Annotated in this window: 18 protein-coding genes; 12 read left to right on the plus strand and 6 right to left on the minus strand. The window is 63.3% G+C overall.

Going from position 1 to position 18,097, the window contains the following annotated elements:
* Positions 1-24 precede the first annotated feature (24 nt).
* Both KG722_RS13430 and tsaB read left to right on the plus strand, forming a co-directional pair.
* Complete coding sequence (locus tag KG722_RS13430; RefSeq protein ID WP_213272386.1) at positions 25-624, plus strand: malonic semialdehyde reductase; 600 nt, start codon at positions 25-27, stop codon at positions 622-624.
* A 9-nt stretch (positions 625-633) separates the two neighbouring features.
* Positions 634-1,278: a tRNA (adenosine(37)-N6)-threonylcarbamoyltransferase complex dimerization subunit type 1 TsaB gene (tsaB, locus tag KG722_RS13435; protein WP_213272388.1), complete on the plus strand. Its 645-nt coding sequence runs from the start codon at positions 634-636 to the stop codon at positions 1,276-1,278.
* On the opposite strand, the gene KG722_RS13440 is transcribed toward tsaB, so the two are convergent.
* Positions 1,275-2,570, minus strand: a complete 1,296-nt coding sequence (locus KG722_RS13440; RefSeq protein WP_300998512.1) for an Hsp70 family protein — start codon at positions 2,568-2,570, stop codon at positions 1,275-1,277. The genes tsaB and KG722_RS13440 overlap by 4 nt on opposite strands.
* A 108-nt stretch (positions 2,571-2,678) precedes the next feature.
* Here KG722_RS13440 and KG722_RS13445 point away from each other — a divergent pair, with 108 nt between their 5' ends.
* From KG722_RS13445 to KG722_RS13455, 3 genes are all read left to right on the plus strand, one after another.
* A complete protein-coding gene (locus KG722_RS13445; RefSeq protein WP_213272390.1) occupies positions 2,679-3,134 on the plus strand; it encodes a GNAT family N-acetyltransferase in 456 nt (151 codons plus the stop codon).
* Between the two features lie 72 nt (positions 3,135-3,206).
* A complete protein-coding gene (locus KG722_RS13450) occupies positions 3,207-4,103 on the plus strand; it encodes a dienelactone hydrolase family protein (protein ID WP_213272391.1) in 897 nt (298 codons plus the stop codon).
* 46 nt (positions 4,104-4,149) lie between these two features.
* Positions 4,150-4,560, plus strand: a complete 411-nt coding sequence (locus tag KG722_RS13455; protein WP_213272393.1) for a Fur family transcriptional regulator — start codon at positions 4,150-4,152, stop codon at positions 4,558-4,560.
* A gap of 93 nt (positions 4,561-4,653) precedes the next feature.
* Here the strand turns inward: KG722_RS13455 and KG722_RS13460 are convergent, their stop codons facing one another.
* From KG722_RS13460 to KG722_RS15255, 3 genes are all read right to left on the minus strand, one after another.
* The gene (locus KG722_RS13460; protein ID WP_213272395.1) at positions 4,654-5,805 is read right to left on the minus strand and encodes a PQQ-dependent sugar dehydrogenase; all 1,152 of its coding nucleotides are present in this window, start codon (positions 5,803-5,805) and stop codon (positions 4,654-4,656) included.
* A 141-nt stretch (positions 5,806-5,946) separates the two neighbouring features.
* Positions 5,947-7,527, minus strand: coding sequence for a TonB-dependent receptor (locus KG722_RS15250; protein ID WP_366910253.1), 1,581 nt, complete (start codon positions 7,525-7,527; stop codon positions 5,947-5,949).
* Positions 7,422-8,807 (minus strand): TonB-dependent receptor plug domain-containing protein, encoded by a 1,386-nt coding sequence (locus KG722_RS15255; RefSeq protein WP_300998513.1) that lies wholly within the window; start codon positions 8,805-8,807, stop codon positions 7,422-7,424. Before KG722_RS15255 ends, KG722_RS15250 begins: the two co-directional genes overlap by 106 nt.
* A 230-nt stretch (positions 8,808-9,037) precedes the next feature.
* On the opposite strand from KG722_RS15255, the gene queC reads away from it, so the two are divergent.
* The 4 genes from queC to KG722_RS13485 all read left to right on the plus strand — a co-directional run bounded on the left by queC (position 9,038) and on the right by KG722_RS13485 (position 12,233).
* Positions 9,038-9,757 (plus strand): 7-cyano-7-deazaguanine synthase QueC, encoded by a 720-nt coding sequence (queC, locus tag KG722_RS13470; protein WP_213272397.1) that lies wholly within the window; start codon positions 9,038-9,040, stop codon positions 9,755-9,757.
* The gene (gene queE, locus KG722_RS13475; RefSeq protein WP_213272399.1) at positions 9,754-10,401 is read left to right on the plus strand and encodes a 7-carboxy-7-deazaguanine synthase; all 648 of its coding nucleotides are present in this window, start codon (positions 9,754-9,756) and stop codon (positions 10,399-10,401) included. The genes queC and queE overlap by 4 nt, the downstream gene beginning before the upstream one ends.
* Entirely contained in the window at positions 10,356-10,784 is a 429-nt protein-coding gene (locus tag KG722_RS13480; protein WP_213272401.1) for a 6-carboxytetrahydropterin synthase, read from the plus strand. Before queE ends, KG722_RS13480 begins: the two co-directional genes overlap by 46 nt.
* Positions 10,785-10,868: 84 nt before the next feature.
* Positions 10,869-12,233: a mechanosensitive ion channel domain-containing protein gene (locus KG722_RS13485; protein ID WP_300998515.1), complete on the plus strand. Its 1,365-nt coding sequence runs from the start codon at positions 10,869-10,871 to the stop codon at positions 12,231-12,233.
* A 73-nt stretch (positions 12,234-12,306) separates the two neighbouring features.
* Here the strand turns inward: KG722_RS13485 and KG722_RS13490 are convergent, their stop codons facing one another.
* A complete protein-coding gene (locus KG722_RS13490; protein WP_213272403.1) occupies positions 12,307-12,777 on the minus strand; it encodes a hypothetical protein in 471 nt (156 codons plus the stop codon).
* A gap of 114 nt (positions 12,778-12,891) precedes the next feature.
* Positions 12,892-13,587 carry a pirin family protein gene (locus tag KG722_RS13495; RefSeq protein ID WP_213272405.1) on the minus strand — a complete coding sequence of 232 codons (696 nt, stop codon included), beginning with the start codon at positions 13,585-13,587 and terminating at the stop codon, positions 12,892-12,894.
* Between the two features lie 186 nt (positions 13,588-13,773).
* Between KG722_RS13495 and recQ the strand changes: the two genes are divergently transcribed.
* The 3 genes from recQ (at position 13,774) to KG722_RS13510 (ending at position 18,090) form a co-directional block, all read left to right on the plus strand.
* On the plus strand, positions 13,774-15,609 hold the full coding sequence (recQ, locus tag KG722_RS13500; protein WP_213272407.1) for a DNA helicase RecQ: 1,836 nt from the start codon (positions 13,774-13,776) through the stop codon (positions 15,607-15,609).
* Between the two features lie 168 nt (positions 15,610-15,777).
* Complete coding sequence (locus tag KG722_RS13505) at positions 15,778-16,380, plus strand: ATP-dependent Clp protease proteolytic subunit (protein ID WP_213272409.1); 603 nt, start codon at positions 15,778-15,780, stop codon at positions 16,378-16,380.
* A gap of 105 nt (positions 16,381-16,485) precedes the next feature.
* Complete coding sequence (locus KG722_RS13510; RefSeq protein WP_213272411.1) at positions 16,486-18,090, plus strand: ATP-binding protein; 1,605 nt, start codon at positions 16,486-16,488, stop codon at positions 18,088-18,090.
* The last annotated feature ends 7 nt before the right edge of the window (positions 18,091-18,097 follow it).

The following is an 18,097-nucleotide window of genomic DNA, read 5'->3' on the forward strand; positions in this document are numbered from 1 at the left end:
CCGCCATCAAGGAAGGAACTGCCCATGGCCCACCCGGTCAACGATCACGCGCTCGACATCATCTTTCGCGATGCCCGCAGCCAGAACGGCTATCTTGACCGGTCCGTCCCCGAGGTCCTCATCCGCGCGGTCTATGACCTCGCCAAGATGGGCCCCACCAGCGCCAACTGCTCGCCCGCCCGCTTCGTGTTCGTCACCACATCGGAAGGCAAGGAGCGCCTCCTGCCCTTCATGAGCGAAGGCAACCGCGCAAAGACTGCGTCAGCGCCCTGGACGGTCATCATCGCCCACGACATGCGCTTTGCCGACAGGATCCCGCAACTCTTCCCGCACAATCCGGATGCCAAACACTGGTTTGACAACAATGCCGAAGAAACTGCCATACGCAACGGCACGCTTCAGGCAGCCTACCTGATGCTGGCGGCCCGCTCGCTTGGCCTCGATTGCGGCCCGATGAGCGGTTTCGACATGCCCGGCGTAAACCGCGAGTTCTTCCAGAGCCAGGACGGCGAGGAACAGCACTGGCGCGCCAATTTCATCTGCAATCTCGGCTATGGCGACAAGACCAAGCTGATGGACCGTCTGCCGCGTCTGGAATTTGACGAAGGCTGCCGCATCCTCTAACCGGCGAGGATGCTGATCCTTGCCCTGAACACGGCCTTTACGACGATGGAAGCCGCGCTGGTGCGCGATGGCGAAATCCTGGCTGATGCGCGGGAGACTTTACCGCGTGGCCAAGAAAAGGCGCTTCCGGGCTTTGTCGAGGCGCTGCTGAAGGAAGAGGGGGCCAGTTTCGCCGATGTGTCCCGCCTTGCCGTCGTCACAGGGCCTGGCAGCTTCACCGGCCTGCGCATCGGCGTTGCTTACGTGCGCGGCCTCGCCCTCGTCACCGGCGCGCCTGCGGTCGGCATCACCAGTCTCGAAGCGGCCATCCCCGCGGGTATGGAAGGGGCGAGCCTCGGCGCCCTGATGGCCCAGCGGCGCCCGCCCGACCAGACCTGGTGGGTGCAGGGCATCAGCCAGGACGCCGGCATCGCCCCGGTGCAGGAGGTAGGCCTTACCGCGCTCTCAGCCATGCTCGAAGGCTTCCATGCGCCGATCTTCATGGATGGGGCTGAGGCGCTCGGCGAGCAGGCCGCAAAGCTCGACATCCGCCCGATGCGCCCCAGCGCCGTCACCGCCGCCCTTAAGGCCGGGCGGTTTGATCCGGCAGATCATCCGCCCACGCCGGTCTATGCCCGCGAGCCGGATGCGACGCTGCCAACGCCGAAATCCTAAGGCCGCCGCGCCAGCCAGGGCTCAAGGTCATCCTGCTGCGCAATCAGCGCCAGGCCATGCGCGATCGAAACGAACTGGTCACCGGTCTCGACTTTCTCTGCGCCAAACCGTTCCTCGAAACTCTCGCGCAGCGCGCGAACGTAGGATGTGCCCCCGGTCAGGAACACCCGGTCAATCCCGCTTGGCGAGAGGCCCGCGCGGCTCAGCGCCGTATCAACTGTCTCGCCGATGGCGCTCACGTCTTCGGCGATCCAGCCCTCAAACTCGGCGCGGGTGATGTCCCGCTCGATGGTCAGGCTGCCGGCGCGAAGGCTGAAGGTCGCCGTCTTCGCTTGCGAGAGCTGCGCCTTAACCTGCGCCACGGCCCGGTAGAGCAGGTAGCTCGCGTCGGCATCAAGGAAGTCGATGAAGGACTGGATCAGGCGCGGCTCGTTTGACGCCTGCAGCAGTTTCTGAAGGTCAGCATAATCGCGCGTGTGCCGCATGATCGAGAGCTGATTCCACTGCGCAAACCGGCTGTAGAAGGACGAGGGCACGGGCAGGGTTTTCTCCCCGCTGCGGAAGGTGCTGCTCTTGCCAAAGAGCGGCGCCACCACATGCTCGATGATCTTCTGGTCAAACGCGTCGCCCGCAATTCCGATACCGGAATGGGAGAGCGCCTGCGCGCGCAGCTTCCCGCCCGAGGGATCAAACCGGACGACCGAGAAGTCGCTGGTTCCGCCGCCAAAGTCTGCCACCAGAATGGTCGAGGCGTGCGTGAGGCGCTGGGCATAGAAAAAAGCAGCGGCGACCGGCTCATACACATGATGGATGGTTTCAAAGCCGATCCGCTTCAGCGCGGCTTCATAGCGGGACTGGGCAAGCGCCTCGTCCGGCTGGGCACCTGCAAAGCGCACCGGGCGGCCCATCACCACGCGTGTTGGCCAGGGCGTGCCCGCCCGCTCCGACAGGCGGCGCAGATAGGCGGCCAGAAGGTCTTCAAACTGCCAGTTGCGGTTATGGATCAGGGTCGAAACGAAAAGCGGGCTCGCCGCAAAGGTCTTGAACGACTGGATGAAACGGCAATCCCCGCCCAGCTCCAGGAACTGGTCGATCGCCCAGGGGCCGATCTCCATCATCGCGCGCGCTTCGTCTTCATCGCGCCAGAAGCAGAGCACGGAGCGGCAGGCCGAAAAGACGTCCTCGCCATGGCTGAAGCTCATGGCCTGCGCGGTGCCATCGGGCGCGGCGAGGGAGGCAACGCTGTTGGTCGTGCCAAAGTCGAGGCCGAGCGTGGAGATCGCCTGGGTCATGATTTCGGTCTTGTGCTGGAGCAGAGGGCAGGCGAACTAGCAGGGGTAGGCCAAGGCAATCAATCCCGGATGTCTGCCTTCTGGAAATTTTGGCAAAGCCCGACCGGCATGACACACACAATCCGCCGCCTTACGCGCGCTGATGCAGGCCCTGCAGCGCAGCTGCATGCCGCAGGATTTGCCGATCCGTGGAGCGCCGCCTCGATTGAGACGCTGATCGATACGGACAATGTGCTCGCCCTCGGGATCGAGGGGGAGGGCGGCCTTCTTGCCTTCGTGCTGTTCCAGTCCGCGGCGGGCGAGAGTGAACTCCTCACCATCGCCACTTCGCCCGCCCGGCGCGGAGAAGGGCTTGCGGGCCAGTTGATCGAAGCGGCCATCCCGGTACTGGCCGGCGCAGGCAACACCCGCCTGCTGCTCGATGTGGCCGAGGACAACACTCCCGCCCGGCGCCTCTATGTGCGGCTGGGCTTTACCGAAGACGGCCGCCGCAAGGGTTATTACAGCGCCGGGCGCCCCTCGCCGGTCGACGCCCTGCTCATGTCGCGCGCCATCGGCGGGTAGGCGCGCCGGGCGAAAGGCTGGCCCTTCGGGCCGTCTGGTCTATACTCGCCTGAGGAGAACGGGAGAGCGACCATGGCCGATGGCAACCAGAGCAAAATCGAGATTCCGGCGGAAGTTTTCCGCCTCTACGACGCCTATTGCCACGGCGATCTCTCCCGGCGGGCCTTCTTCTCCCGCCTCAGCGCGTATGCGGGCGGGGGCATCACGGTGTCGATGCTCGCAGCATGCGTGATGCCCGATTACAGCAAGGCCCAGACCCTGACTGGCGAGGCCGACCTCATCGAGGAAGACATCACCTATACCACGCCGAGCAGCGCGGGCACGATGGGCGGCTATCTCGTGCGCCCGGCAAATGCCGCCGGCCCGCTCCCGGCCATCCTCGTGATCCATGAGAACCGGGGCCTTAACCCTTACATTCGCGACGTGACCCGCCGCGCCGCCAAGGCCGGCTATGTCGCTTTCGGGCCCGACGCGCTCCATCCGCTCGGCGGCTATCCGGGCAATGATGACGAAGGGCGCACCCTGCAGGCCCAGCGCACGCGGGAAGACATGTTCGCCGATTTCGTGGCAGCCGCCGAGCTGCTGCGCGGGCATGAGGCCGTCAATGGCAGCGTCGGGGTGACCGGTTTTTGCTTCGGCGGCGCCATGGCCAATCAGCTCGCCGTCAGCCTGCCCTGGCTCAAGGCATCGGTGCCCTATTATGGCGGCTGGCCGGCCGATGAAGACGCGGCGAAACTGGAGGTGCCCCTCCAGATCCACCTCGCCAGCGACGATCCGCGCGTGAATGAGGGCTGGGTTTCTTATGAAGCGGCGCTGAAAGCGGCGGCAAAGCCCTATGAGCTGCACTGGTATGAGGGCACCCAGCACGGGTTCCACAATGATACAACGCCGCGTTTCAACCCCGAGGCGGCCGCGCTCGCCTGGTCGCGCACGCTGGAATTCTTCGGAAAACACCTGCGCGGCGCGTGACAAGGTTGAACTGGACTTTCCGGCAATGCGAGGGCATTTAGGGGCCATGGACAGACTAGAAAAACTCTGCATCGAGAAGGGCCTCCGCATGACGGAGCCCCGCCGCATTATAGCCCGGATTCTTTCCGTCGCCGATGATCACCCCGACGCGGAAGAACTGCACCGCCGCGCCAATTCGCTCGACGCCTCGATCTCGCTCGCCACCGTCTACCGGACGGTCAAGCTGTTCGAGGATGCCGGTATCATCCAGGCGCACGATTTCCGCGATGGCCGCGCCCGGTATGAGGAAATGCCGGCCGAACATCATGATCACCTGATCGACGTGAAGACCGGCCAGGTAGTCGAATTCCATTCCGAAGAGATCGAGAAGCTGCAGGAAGAAATCGCCCGCAAGCTTGGGTACAAGCTGGTCGATCACCGGCTGGAGCTTTACGGCATTCCGCTCGCCGAGAAATAACCTCGCAGGCGTATCCGCCGCGTCCTGACTATCCCCCAATGAAAACGGCCCCGCCATCTGGCGGGGCCGTTTCGTTTTGTGGGCGCGCGGGGCTTATTCCTGCGGCACGACGCGGAATATGCCGTCGAAATCCTTGTTCGCCACATAGAGATAGCCGTCCGGCCCCTGCACGACATCCCGGATCGACATCTCACCCTTCAGCAGGGCTTCCTTGCCGGCGACTTCGCCGTTTTCCAGGTCAATCCGCATAAGGACGAGGCCTTCGGGGCCGTTCATGCCGCCGGAGAAGAGGTCGCCCTCCCAGCCCGGATACTTGTCGCTGGTCACCATGGTGAGGCCCGCCGGCGCAATCGACGGCACCCAGTAGGTTTCAGGCTGCGCCATGCCTTCAGCTTCAGTTTCCCTTGTGATGATCGTGCCGTCATAATTGACGCCATAGGTGATTTCCGGCCAGCCATAGTTGACGCCCGGCTTGACGATATTGAGCTCGTCGCCGCCGCGCGGGCCGTGCTCTGTTGCCCAGAGCGTGCCGGTGGCGCCGTCAAAATACAGCCCCTGCACATTGCGGTGTCCATAGGACCAGACTTCCGGCTTGCCGTTCACGCCGTCCGCAAACGGATTATCGGCTGGAATGGTGCCGTCCGGATTGATACGAACAATCTTGCCATGGGTGGTCTTGGGGTCCTGCGCATCGGCCATGTATTTGAAGCCCTCGCCGAGGGAGACAAACAACGTGCCGTCCGCTCCAAAGACGAGGCGCGAGCCATAGTGATAGGCAGTATCCTGGTCATCGGCCTTGAAGATCTGCTCGGCATTTTCCAGCGCGCTGTTGTCATCGCTGAGGCGCCCGCGGAATACGGCCGTGGAGTTGGCCGCTGCCGTGCCGGTGGCGAGCGAGACATAAACCAGGCGGTTCGTCTCGAAGCCCGGATCGAGCGCAATGCCTAGATAGCCGGCCTGGCCTTCGACATAGGCCTCCGGCAAGCCCGCCACGGAGGCTGGCTGGCCGCCGGCTGCGAAGAATCTGAGCCCGCCTTCCTTCTCGGTGAAGAGGAGGCCGCCATCGGGCAGGAACACCATGCCCCAGGGCTGTTCGGCCGGCGCCACCTGCTCGAGGCTGATACCGGAAAACGCGGCCGGAGTTGCGGCCGGAACGTCCTGTCCGGCCGGGGCAGCGGCTTCTCCGCAGGCGGACACGATCAGGGCAAGCGGGCCGAGGACGGCGAGGCGGGCAAAGACGGACATACCGGCTCCTTTGGGGTGGGGCCCCGGAAGGGGGCTTTGAAAATCAGATGTGGCGCAGAGATAGGCTGTTCCGGTGCAAGCGCCAATAAAAAAGGGGGCAGCCCCGAAAGGCTGCCCCCCGATGTCAGGCAGGATGCCCGCTTACCAGGACTTCGTCACTGATACGCCATAGGTGCGCGGCTCGGTCAGGAAGATGTTGGTGAAGAGACCCGAGGAGTCATCCGTCAGGTAGGCACCGGTAATGACGTTCTCGTCTGCGATGTTCTTGCCAAACAGTTCGACCCGTATGCCGTTTTCATCGTTATACAGCGCCAGCGAGGCGTTGATATTGTCCCAGCTGGAGAGCTCGTCGCGCTGGGTGTTCCAGACCCGGCTGAAGCTGGAGGACTGATTGTAGTAATCAATCCGTCCGGTAAGGCCCCAGGCTCCGAAGGCACCTGGCTCCCAAGTGTACTCGGCCCCAAAGTTGAAGGTCGATTCCGGAGCACCCGGCAGGGATCTGCCATCGAGGTCCTTGGCCTCGCCATCGAACGGCGTAAAGCCGGCAATGGTCGACTGTGTGCCGTCGGAATTGGTAACGGTCACGCTTGCGACCGGGCTACCTCCGTTGAACACCGCAAGAGCGGCTTCCTGCCCGACAAACGCCCCAGAGCAAAGCCCGCGGGATGCTCCGGCTGGCAGGGCGCCTGCTGCTATGCCTTGAAGCACGGTCGCGTAGCCTTGCGCCGACACCACGCAGTTGGAGAAGCTAGCGGCATTCTTCAGTACGACGAGGTCTGCGCGGCCGTTGGTACGGTCGAGCACGTCAATACCCCAGCTATCCTGAATTTCTGAATCCAGAAGGCCGAGATTGGCGTTAAGGACAAAGGTTGAGACCGGGTTCCAGATCGTTTCAACCTCGATGCCCTTGATCTTGGCGTCGATGTTGAAGTTTGCCGAGGTGCGGTTCACGATCTGCGTGATCTGGTAGCCTTCATAGTCATACATGAAGCCTGTTGCATTAAGTTGCAGCGACCCATCTGCCAGCGTGTTCTTGGTCCCGATTTCGTAGGAGTTGATGAACTCCGGATCGAAGAGTTCCGGGAAGAGATTGGCGCCTGCCGGTTGGGGCGGGTTGATACCACCGCCCTTGTAGCCCCGTGAATAGAAGGCGTAAATCAATGTATCATCCGAGAAGGCCAGGTCCGGCGCCCAGTCGAGGCCGGCGCGGCCGGTGACTTCCTCAAACTCGGCTTCCGCCACGCCGGTCGGCTCAATCGAGCCCCCCGGAGTAAAGAGGATCGACGGGATCCGGTCCTGCTTCTTGTTATCGCTCGTATACCGCAGGCCGACCGTTGCTTTCAGCGAGTCGGTGATGTCGTAATATCCCTCACCAAAGACAGCAAAAGAGTCGAGCGTATAGGGTGACAGCGAGCGGAAATAGTTGCCGCCATCCCCAACAACCGCCCCGGCAAAAGCCGGTGCGCCGCCAGTGCCGTCGTCAATCGGAACCTGCCCGCCAAAGAAAGCGCCGCCCGCAGCATTGTTGATCTGGGTCAGTGCGGTCAGCGAGTTGGAGAGCACGTAATACCCTGCAGACGCCTCAGCCGGGTCGATGGCTTCGTAGTCAACCTTGATCACGCCAAGGTTGAAGTTGAACGGGCCATCATAGGAAGACTGAAGGCGCAGCTCATGGGTCGTCTGCTCACTTGATCCGCCCGAAATGTCGAATGTGCGGAAGATATTGGAGGCACCCAGCTGAGGGTCATTGACGGTGCCGTTCGGGAACAGCAGCGAGTAAAGCGGGGGACCGCAGCGAACGCGCCCGCCGTTGCATTGAACGCAATGGTTGGGGCAACCTTGTTGTAATCTTCAAAAGAAGCAACTTCGGTTTCGCTATAGCTGCCAAGGTAGGTCAGCTTGAGCGCGTCAGTGACGTCGAATTCGCCTTTCCAAGTATAGAGGGTCTGCTCGGCTTCGTATTGCGGATCGAACGCTGATTCAATCTGGCGAAGGTCCGGATTGATTGGGGCCGTAAAGGCATCGCCGTTCAGAAGGCCCGCTGTGATGGCAAGACCGCCTCCCAGCGTGGCAACCGAGTTTACACGGTCGTTCATTGCGCTAAGCGGGGCTTCCAGGCAGCCGATCGAGGTAACAAGCTGATCGAGCGGACCGATTGGCAACCCACCAAAGGAGGTTTTCAGAGGGTCCTTGTCGCAAAGTTGCTTGCCTGAGCGGATACGGCTGTCGTCTTCCTTGAAGTAGTCGGCGATAAACAAGCCGCGGAGGCGGTCGGTTGGCTCAAACGCCACCGAGGCCCGGAGGCCATAAAGCTTGCGGGCGTCGATGTCGTTACCCGTTACCGTATTCTCCACGAACCCGTCGCGCTCAAGGTAGGTACCTGCCACACGGATGGCGAGCTTCTCGCCAACCGGGACGTTCAGCATACCTTTGTATTTGGCTGTGCCATAATTACCAAGTGTTGCCGAGGCGTTGCCCAGCCACTCTTCCATGACGGGCTTGGCTGTGATCGCATTGAACACGCCGCCCGTGGCGTTACGGCCATAGAGCGTACCCTGAGGACCGCGCAGGACCTCAATTCGCTCGGAATCAAAGAACTCAGCTTCAAAAAGCAGGTTGCCGGTCAGTGGCACATCGTTCTGGTGGATACCAACGCCGGCGTCACCGGATTGGGCAACCGCATCAACGCCAATCCCGCGGATCTTGAAGTTGTAGCCCGTAAAGTTGCCTTTAGAGAAGGTCACGTTCGGTATGGACTTAACAAGATCAGGACCGCCGGCCAGCTGAAACTTGTTGAGCGCTTCCTCGTCAAAGGCCGAGACCGCGATCGGAACGTCCTGGATCGACTGCTCTACCTTCTGTGTGGTGACGGTGACGGTACCAAGGCGCCGGGAATCATCCGGTGCGGTCTCTTCCTGGGCATAAGCGGTACCGATGAAGCTCAGAGCAAGCGCCGAGGCCCCTGCCAACAAGACGTATTTCGAGTCTGTGTTTCGGCTCATTTCGATTTTTCCTCCCCTCGGGCCGATCATCCGGTCCCGAAAACATTGATGTATTTTGAGCCAACCTCTTTGGCGGACCGGCTTCAATCACATCACAAAGCCATGGCGCGCCCCCTGTCAATTGTCCTGTCCCCACGTCAAGGTGAAACTATTTGCATGGGTGTCAAAAATGTGACGCCTTTTTTTGCCTGGCCTTGGCCAGTCCCGGCCGCCCTGATACAGCGGCGACCATGACGCATTCCCTTTCTTCCGCGCTGGTCCTGTTTTCCGGAGGACAGGATTCGGCCACCTGCCTCGCCTGGGCACTGGGCCGGTTTGACCGGGTCGAGACGATCGGCTTCGACTATGGCCAGCGCCATGCCATCGAACTCGCCTGCCGGCCGAAAGTGCTCGCAGCGACTCGCCAGCTGAGCCCCGTCTGGGCGGCAAGGCTGGGCGAGGATCACCTGATCGATGCCGCCGTCCTCAAATCGCTCGGCGCCACGGCCATGACCCATGAGGTCGAGATCACGATGACTTCGGCGGGCCTGCCGAGCACCTTCGTGCCCGGCCGCAACCTCCTCTTCTTCACCCTTGCCGGCGCCCTCGCCGTGCGCCGGGGCATCGGCGTGCTGGTCGGGGGCATGTGTGAGACCGACTATTCCGGCTATCCCGACTGCCGGGCCGATACGCTCAGGGCACAGGAACAGACCCTCCGCCTCGGCCTCGACGCCGACATCCGCATCGACGCGCCTCTGATGTATCTCGACAAGGCCGCCACCTGGCAGCTTGCCGAGGAACTCGGCGGAGACGCGCTGGTGGCCGTGATCGGGGAAGAAACCCATACCTGTTATCTGGGGGAACGCGGCGCGCGCCATGCCTGGGGCTATGGCTGCGGCACCTGTCCGGCCTGCGAATTGCGCGCAAATGGCTGGCAGCGCTGGCAGGCAGGCAAGGGGAGCGCCCCATGACCTATTCGGTCAAGGAAGCCTTCTACACCCTGCAGGGCGAAGGGGCCCATACCGGCCGCGCGGCGGTGTTCCTGCGCTTTGCCGGCTGCAATCTCTGGAGCGGGCTGGAGCGCGACCGGGAAAAGGCCGTCTGCCGCTTTTGCGACACCGATTTTGTCGGCACGAACGGGGCAGGGGGCGGAAAATTCCGGGCGCCCGCTGACCTCGCCGCGCATGTGCAGGCCATCTGGGCGGCCAATGCGTCTTCCGGCGGGCGCCCCTACGTCGTCTGCACCGGCGGCGAGCCCCTGATGCAGCTCGATGAGCCCCTGATCGACGCGCTGCATGAAGCGGGCTTTGAAATCGCCATCGAGACCAATGGCACGCTGCCCGCGCCCGCATCGATCGACTGGATCTGCGTCAGTCCCAAGGCCAACGCCCAACTCGCCCAGAAATCAGGCAATGAGTTAAAGCTCGTTTACCCTCAAACCGAGCCGGAGGCGCAGCCAGAATGCTTTGAAACACTGGACTTTGAGCACTTTTTCCTCCAACCGAGGGACGATGGACCCAGCGTCAGCCATGTGGCGGCGGTGGCCGCTTATTGCTTGAAGAATCCCAAATGGCGACTGAGCTTGCAGACACACAAACTGGCCGGGCTTCCTTAAAAGCCGAAGGTCAGATTTTCGAGATCTCGAAGGCGGTGTTCTTCGAGGCAGCCCATTTCATGGGCGGCAAGCCTGAAGGCCATCCCTACCGCTCCGTGCATGGCCATTCTTTCCGCCTGGAAGCCACCGTCGCCGGCGTCGTGAAGCCGGGCGAGCAATGGGTGGAGGATTTCAGCCACCTCACCGCCATGCTCGAGGCAACCGCCGCCAAGCTCGACCACAAGCTCCTGAACGACATAGAAGGCCTCGACGTCCCCACCCTCGAGCGCATCTGCCTCTGGGCCGCCGCCGAGCTCGGCAAGACCTTGCCCGGCCTCGCCCGCGTCGCCGTCGCCCGCCCCAGCCTGAACGAGCGCTGCGAACTGGTGCTCAAGCGCATCTGACGCGCAAAGGCAGGGTTGCATGCATAGGCGAGCCCGATAAGGTTTCCCCTTGTCGATTCAATGCCTTTGAGGATTGCCACAAGCATGAGCCTCGACCTGCTCCAGCCGGAAACGGCGGCTCCGCTGATTGCCGAACTCCAGGAGTCGGTCACCCGGTTCATCGACGCGGCCCGCGACGAGCTGAGCTCGCCGGACACACTCTGGCAGGTTGGCGCCCTGATCCTCTGCGCGGGCCTCGGCTTCCTGATTTCCCGCTTTCCGAAGAAGATGCTGATGGAGGCGGCGGAGAAGCGCGGGCGGATCGATTTTGTTCTCCTGACCTACCATTCCCTATCGCGGATCGTCTGGCCGGTCTTCACCGTCATCCTGCTGGCAGGGGCCACCGCCGCCTTCGAGGCGCTCGGCCTTGGCAACAATACGCTGCACATCGTCACCAGCCTTCTCCTGGCCTGGATCATCGTGCGTATCTTCACCGCCAGCATGCGGCGCGGCTTCTGGTCGAAGGCGATTGCCTATTTCGCCTGGGCGATCACCGCGCTCTACATCGTCGGCTGGCTGCGCCCTGTCACCGGCTGGCTGAGCAGCGTCACTGTCGACTTTGGCGAGCATGAAGTCTCGGTGCTGCGCATCCTCGTCAGCATCGCGCTCGCCTGGTTTGCCCTCTGGCTCGGCCGCCTCATCGGCAATGTCGCTCAGTCCCAGCTGCGCGGCTCGCCCGAACTGCCCGCGTCCGTCGGCGGCCTGCTTGGCCAGAGCATCAAGATCGGCGTGATGATCGTCGCCGTGCTGGTGGCGCTGAATTTCCTTGGTGTGAACCTCGCCGCACTGACCTTCTTCTCCGGCGCCCTCGGTGTCGGCATCGGCTTCGGCCTCCAGTCGGTGTTCTCGAACTTCATCTCCGGCGTCATCATCCTGATGGAGAAGTCGCTGAAAGTGGGCGACTTCATCGAGCTCCAGTCCGGCCTCTCCGGCGTCGTGAAGGAGATCAACTTCCGCTCCACCGTCGTGATGACCAACGACAATATCGACATCGTTGTGCCCAACGAGGCGTTCATCAAGGCACAGCTGATCAACTGGACGATGACCGAAGCCCGCCGGCGCATCCATGTGCCCTTTGGGGTCGCCTATGCCACATCCAAGGAGCTGGTGGAGAAGGCGGGCCTGGAGGCTGCCGCCAGCGTGCCCTGGACGTTCGATGACCGGGGCGAGCATACGCCCCAGGTCTGGCTCGTGAAGTTCGGTGATTTCCGCCTCGAATTCGAGCTGATCGTCTGGCTCACCGATGAAGCCATCCTGCGCCCGCAAAAGGTGATGGCCGACTATGTCTGGGCCGTCCATTCGGCGCTCGAGAAGCACGGGATCCACATCTCGATGCCCCAGCGCGACCTGCACATCAAATCTCCGGATACACTCAGTGTCCGGATTGAAACGGCCAATCAGAAAGAGTGATGTCAGAAAGAGTGATGCCGCTGCCGCCTTATGAGGTGACGGCAGCGGCAGGGCGGCCCCAGGGGTGGAGGGCCTATTTCTTCAGATCCTTGGCAAACCGGCTCGCAAACCGGCTTGAGGCGCGGCTCGCATCATGCCAGGTCGTGAGGCCTGCATTGCGTATGTCATTTTCATACCAGTCATATTCCAGCTCACCGGCCGGCGCGCCCGAGGCGTCAAACGCCACCGCCTTAAGCTCCATGCCGCCGATGCTCACGGAACGGAACATGTCGAGGCCGGGCGTGTCGCTGCCCTGCTTGAAGGTCGGCCGGGAAGGCTTCGCGTCAAGGATGGTGACATCCACGCGCGCCACATCCACACCGGCTTTCCGGAGCTCCCGCTCAAGGTCGCGCTGGATACGCCCGGCGAGCACCTCGCCTTCCTTCATACCATAATCATCGGCCAGTTTTTCGGTAAACTCGGGAGAGTAGCTCACCGCGATTTCACCGGCGGCGGCCACTGGCGCAGCCGCCAGAAACAATAGGGCAAGGCCAGCCGTTTTCATGTCAGCACTCCTTCTTCCTTCTTTAGTTCTCTCAGCGTGATCCCGGCGGGATCCCCGATCTGGCCAAACCCTATCAGGAACCCGCCGGGGGAAGAAGTCACGAGGGTGTGAGCCTCACACCGTGTCGACCAGGACCAGCTCGGCCGAGTTGACGCCTTCCAGCGTGATCGTCTCGCCGCCGGAGATCGCCGCGCCGTCGCGCGCCTTTAGAAGCTGTCCGCTCAGCGTCACCTCGCCATCGGCCACCACCAGATAGCCAAAGCGGCCTTTGGGAATGTCATAGCTCAGCGTTTCGCCTGCCTTGACCGTCGCGCCAAGAACCCTGGCGTCCTGGTTGATGGCGAGGCTGTCGTCTTCGCCGGTGCCCGAAGCAAACACGGCCCATTTGCCCGACCGGTCGCCCTTGGGAAACTTCCGCGCGCCCCAGCTCGGCTGGCCGCCGCGAACCTTCGGAATGATCCACAACTGGAAGAGCTCGGTCACCTCGTCCTCGGCATTCCATTCCGAATGCTGCACGCCGGAGCCCGCGCTCATCACCTGCACATCGCCTGCTTCGGTCCGGCCGTGATTGCCAAGCGAATCCTTGTGGGTGATCGCGCCCTTGCGGACGTAGGTGATGATTTCCATCGAGTCGTGTCCGTGCGGGGGAAAGCCGGTGCGGGGCTGGATCTCGTCATCATTCCACACGCGCAGCGCGCCGTGATGCACGCGGGAGGGGTCATGATAGCCCGAGAAGGAAAAGTGATAATGCGCGTTCAGCCAGTCATTACGGAACCGGCCAAGCTTCTCGAAGGGGCGGAGTTCGATCATGGGATGTCTCCTGTCCATGAAGGGGTGTTGTTGACCGGTATATGGGATGTCCGGCGGGGGAGGGCAGCCCGCGCCGCCAGATAGCATTCATGCGCAGCGCGCATGAATTGGCGCGATCAGCCCGCCGGGCTTTTCTCTGCCCGCCCCTTGCCCGAATCCCCGCATCTCCCCAGAACAGGGGCGATCATGTCTTCGCCCCCGACCCTTGCCGATGCCCGCGCGCTCCTGAAGCGCGTCTATGGCTATGACGCCTTCCGCGGCCTGCAGGAGCATGTGATCGCTGACACGCTGGCGGGCCGCGATGGCCTTGCCGTCCTGCCGACCGGCGGGGGCAAATCGCTGTGCTATCAGATCCCCGCACTTCTGAGAGACGGCATCGGCATTGTCGTCTCGCCGCTGATCGCGCTGATGGCCGATCAGGTCGATGCGCTGAAACTCGCCGGCGTGCGCGCCGAACGCCTCGACAGCTCGATGGATTTCAATGCCCGCACGGCAGCCCTTGACGCGGCCCAGCGCGGCGAGATGGACCTGCTCTACGTTTCGCCTGAAGGGCTCGGCAATGGTCTGGCAGACCGGCTCTCGCGGATGAAGGTCTCCCTGATCGCCGTGGATGAAGCCCACTGCGTCAGCCAGTGGGGCCATGATTTCCGCCCGGACTACCGCGCCCTTGGCCGCCTCAAGGGGCTCTTTCCCGGTGTGCCGCGCCTGGCTGTGACCGCCACCGCCGACGCGCGCACCCGCGACGACATCCTTGCCCAGCTCGACCTCACAGACCCCGCCGTCCATGTCGCAAGCTTTGACCGGCCAAACCTCATCCTCGCCGCCGAGCCCAAGGAGGGCAACCGCACCGCCCGCGTTGTTCAGCTGGTCAAAGCCCGGACAGGGGCCAGCGGTATCGTTTACGCCGCCACCCGCAACGCCGTCGAAGACCTCGCCGACGCGCTGGAGAAAGCCGGCGTTCCCTCGCTCGCCTATCATGCTGGCCTCGACGCAGGTGTACGCGCCGAGCGCCAGCGCCGGTTCCTGCTGGAGGAGGGGCTGGTGATGTGCGCCACTGTTGCGTTTGGAATGGGCGTCGACAAGCCAGACGTGCGCTTTGTCATCCATGCCGATCCGCCAAAGACGCTGGAAGCCTACTGGCAGGAAGTCGGCCGCGGCGGGCGCGATGGCGACCCTGCCGAGGGCGTCGCCCTCTTCGGCCCGGCGGACATGAACCGGTCGCTGCAATGGACCTACTCCAGCGACGCGCCCGATGAGATCAAGCGCGTCCAGCTCACCAAGACGCGGCAACTCTTTGCTTTCCTAAATGGCGATGAATGCCGCCGGGGCGCGGTCCGGCGCTATTTCGGCGAAGAGAAAGTCGACCCCTGCGGCGTCTGCGATGTCTGCCGGGGCGAAGTCGGCGAGCGCCATGACGCCACCCGCTACGCCCAGATGGCGGTCTCCGCCGTCCTGCGCTGCGGTCAGCGCATCGGGCGGGGCCGCCTCGTCCAGCATCTTCTGGGTGAAGCGAAGGATGATTTTGACACCGACCTCTCAACGCTCTCCACCTTTGGCATCGGCAAGGAGCTTCCAAGACAGGGGTGGAACCGCGTCTTCGATGCCCTGATGTTCGAGGGCCTGATCGCCGAAGGCGGCGAAGCCATGCGTCCGGTCGTCATCGTCCCGGACGCGGACGCCGCCAAGGCCCTCTTCAGAGGGGAACGCCCGGTCTCGCTGCGCGAAGACCTCGCCTCCACCCATCGCCGCCGCCGCTCGAAGGGCGCTGCCCGCACCGCCGTCATGGCCGACCTCTCCGAACGCGACTTCGCCGTCTTCGAGGCACTCCGTCTCTGGCGCACCGGCCTCGCCAAGGAACGCGGCGTGCCGCCCTATGTCATCTTCCATGACCGCACCCTCGCCGAGATTGCGCGCGAGCGCCCGGCCAGTGCCGACGCGATGCGCGAGATCAGCGGCGTCGGCGAGAAGAAGGCGCACGCTTATGCGTCCGAGGTCGCACGGGTCATTTCGCAGGCCGCTTAAGTGTCCTGTTTGGTATCCGGCTTTGTCCCCAAATGGCCGGGACTGCCCGGAACTGGCCGGATTTGTCCCGCTGCTGGCTGGGGAATAGTGAGCCGCGCGCCTTGACCCGGCGCCCCCGGCACCGCACCTATACGGCCAGAATTAAAAGAGATTCCTTCCGGAGCCTGCATGACCCCCTTCCGCCTAGATGACGATGACGAAAACGAATCGACCCCGGCCAACGGGCCAAATACCCTCGTAGAATCAGCGCTGTTCAAGTCGCGCACGATCCTCCTGACCGGCGGTATCGACTTCAAGCAGGCTCGCATGGTCTGCGAGCGCCTCCTCGCCCTGTCGGCTGAGAGCGACGAGCCGATCCTGATGATCCTTTCCTCGCCCGGCGGCCATGTCGAAAGCGGCGACATGATCCACGATATGATCAAATTCGTCACCGCCCCGGTCAAAGTCCTTGGTTCCGGCTGGGTCGCCTCGGCCGGCGCGCTGATCTATGCGGCTGCCCAGAAGGAAAACCGCTACTCGCTGCCCAATACCCGCTACCTGCTGCATGAACCCCGCGGCGGCGTCGGCGGCCAGGCCACGGATGTCGAGATTCAGGCCCGCGAAATCATCAAGATGCGCGAACGCCTGAACCGCATTTTTGCCGAGGCCACCGGCAAAACCGTGGAGCAGATCAAGAAGGACACCGAGCGTGACTTCTGGATGGGCGCCCAGGAAGCGGTTGACTATGGTCTTGTCAGCAAGATCATTCGCAACCGCCGCGAGATCAGCTGAATTTAAAACGCGGGGTGTTTGCCGGAAGGTAACACTTGTTCGGGATGATCGGGCATTAACCATATTGCCCGGTCACCCATGCCCGTACGTCTCCAGGAAATCGCCTTGCCTGTTCCCGCCGTCCCGTCGACCACGACCGGGGCTGCAGCGCTCTCCCTGTTCCTCTCCGATCCGGCCCTGTTTGCCCTGCCGGTGCGGATCGAGTGCGGGGAGGGGATTAACCCTGACATTGCCCATATTACCCGGGCGCGGCTGACCGAAGCGCTCGCCGGTCCCAATGGGCGCGACATCTTCGCGGCCCGCCCGATCCAGCATCTTATCACCCCGTCGCCGGTCATCGCGGAAGGCACCACGCCTGTCGCCCTGATCGCAAAGCAGGCGGCAGAGCAGGGAACAAGCGCGCTCACGGACGGCGTCATCGTGGTCGAGCAGGGTGTCTATCAGGGCCTCGTATCGCCCGCTGCGCTGCTCAAGGCACTGGCCGAGGAAAACACCGCCCGGGCGCGCAACCAGCAGGTCAGCCAGCGCCGGATCGAGGAACTGAAATCCCGGATGCAGGTCCTTGCCGAAGGGCGCTCCCGCTTCCTCGCTTTTGTCGGCCATGAAATCCGCACGCCGCTGACCGGCATTCTGGGCGTGGCTGACCTCCTGAAGGACCAGGCCACAAGCGGCGAATCAAAACGCCTCGCCGAGACGATCTCCAACAGCGGCCAGCATCTGGAGCGCCTTCTGACTGATCTGCTGGATCTCTCCCGGCTGGAAGCGGGCAAACTTCCTGTTACCCTGCAGCCTTTCGAGCTGCGCCAGTTCGCCTCCGAAACCCGCGACCTCTGGCAGCCCAAGCTCGACGCCAAGCGCGTTGGCCTGCGCATCGCCGTCGCCCGCAGCGCCGAGGCTCGGATCGAGAGCGATGCCGGGCGCCTGCGGCAGATCCTGTTCAATCTCGTCAGCAACGCCGTGAAATTTACCGAACGTGGCCATGTCACCGTGCAGATGTCGACCGCGCCAGCTGGCGACGGCCTCTCGCTGGTGATGACGGTCGCCGATACCGGGCGCGGCATTTCCGACGCTGACAAAGTGCGCCTGTTTGAAGAGTTCGAGCAGGCCGATGACACGACCGCGACAACCCATGGCGGCTCAGGCCTTGGCCTCAGCATTGCACGCGCCCTGACGCGCCGCCTTGGCGGGGACATTGCGCTGGCCGACAATGCCGGGGGCGGGTGCCTCTTTACTGTGACCGTGCCGGTCCAGAAGGCGGGTCCGCGTCTGGCGGTCGAGAACCCGCAGCCTTCCGGCGCAGGGCGCTTTGACCTCGGTGAAATTCTCGTGGCCGAGGATCATGACACCACTGCCTTCGTCATCCGCGAGGCGCTGATTGCGGCTGGCTGGCGCGTGGAATGCGTGCCCGATGCAACGGCGGCCGCCGAGCGGCTGGCAGTGCGGCGCTATCAGGCCGTGCTCAGCGATGTCCACATGCCTGGCGGTGGCGGCGAAGCGGTCCTGCGAGCCGCGCGCTTCGGCCCTGGCCACAACAGCCGCATTCCGGTCCTCGCCCTGACGGCTGACGCGACGGCTGAGCGGCGCGAAGCCTGCGAAAAGCTCGGATTCTCCGGTCTCATCGAGAAGCCTGTCCGCCCGCGCGCGCTGGTTGCCGCGCTCGCCGACACCTTGCTCAATACCTCGCGCGAAAAGCAGGCGAAAGCAGTCTGACCGCGCC

It is taken from the genome of Hyphomonas sp. (assembly GCF_018402285.1).
Lineage (GTDB): Bacteria > Pseudomonadota > Alphaproteobacteria > Caulobacterales > Hyphomonadaceae > Hyphomonas.

What these genes read in the sequence shown, in the direction of transcription:
- KG722_RS13430 (WP_213272386.1), top strand. Translation starts at nt 25, where the DNA reads ATGGCCCACCCGGTCAACGATCACGCGCTCGACATCATCTTTCGCGAT.
- tsaB (WP_213272388.1), top strand. Translation starts at nt 634, where the DNA reads ATGCTGATCCTTGCCCTGAACACGGCCTTTACGACGATGGAAGCCGCG.
- KG722_RS13440 (WP_300998512.1), bottom strand. Translation starts at nt 2,570, where the DNA reads ATGACCCAGGCGATCTCCACGCTCGGCCTCGACTTTGGCACGACCAAC.
- KG722_RS13445 (WP_213272390.1), top strand. Translation starts at nt 2,679, where the DNA reads ATGACACACACAATCCGCCGCCTTACGCGCGCTGATGCAGGCCCTGCA.
- KG722_RS13450 (WP_213272391.1), top strand. Translation starts at nt 3,207, where the DNA reads ATGGCCGATGGCAACCAGAGCAAAATCGAGATTCCGGCGGAAGTTTTC.
- KG722_RS13455 (WP_213272393.1), top strand. Translation starts at nt 4,150, where the DNA reads ATGGACAGACTAGAAAAACTCTGCATCGAGAAGGGCCTCCGCATGACG.
- KG722_RS13460 (WP_213272395.1), bottom strand. Translation starts at nt 5,805, where the DNA reads ATGTCCGTCTTTGCCCGCCTCGCCGTCCTCGGCCCGCTTGCCCTGATC.
- KG722_RS15255 (WP_300998513.1), bottom strand. Translation starts at nt 8,807, where the DNA reads ATGAGCCGAAACACAGACTCGAAATACGTCTTGTTGGCAGGGGCCTCG.
- queC (WP_213272397.1), top strand. Translation starts at nt 9,038, where the DNA reads ATGACGCATTCCCTTTCTTCCGCGCTGGTCCTGTTTTCCGGAGGACAG.
- queE (WP_213272399.1), top strand. Translation starts at nt 9,754, where the DNA reads ATGACCTATTCGGTCAAGGAAGCCTTCTACACCCTGCAGGGCGAAGGG.
- KG722_RS13480 (WP_213272401.1), top strand. Translation starts at nt 10,356, where the DNA reads ATGGCGACTGAGCTTGCAGACACACAAACTGGCCGGGCTTCCTTAAAA.
- KG722_RS13485 (WP_300998515.1), top strand. Translation starts at nt 10,869, where the DNA reads ATGAGCCTCGACCTGCTCCAGCCGGAAACGGCGGCTCCGCTGATTGCC.
- KG722_RS13490 (WP_213272403.1), bottom strand. Translation starts at nt 12,777, where the DNA reads ATGAAAACGGCTGGCCTTGCCCTATTGTTTCTGGCGGCTGCGCCAGTG.
- KG722_RS13495 (WP_213272405.1), bottom strand. Translation starts at nt 13,587, where the DNA reads ATGATCGAACTCCGCCCCTTCGAGAAGCTTGGCCGGTTCCGTAATGAC.
- recQ (WP_213272407.1), top strand. Translation starts at nt 13,774, where the DNA reads ATGTCTTCGCCCCCGACCCTTGCCGATGCCCGCGCGCTCCTGAAGCGC.
- KG722_RS13505 (WP_213272409.1), top strand. Translation starts at nt 15,778, where the DNA reads ATGACCCCCTTCCGCCTAGATGACGATGACGAAAACGAATCGACCCCG.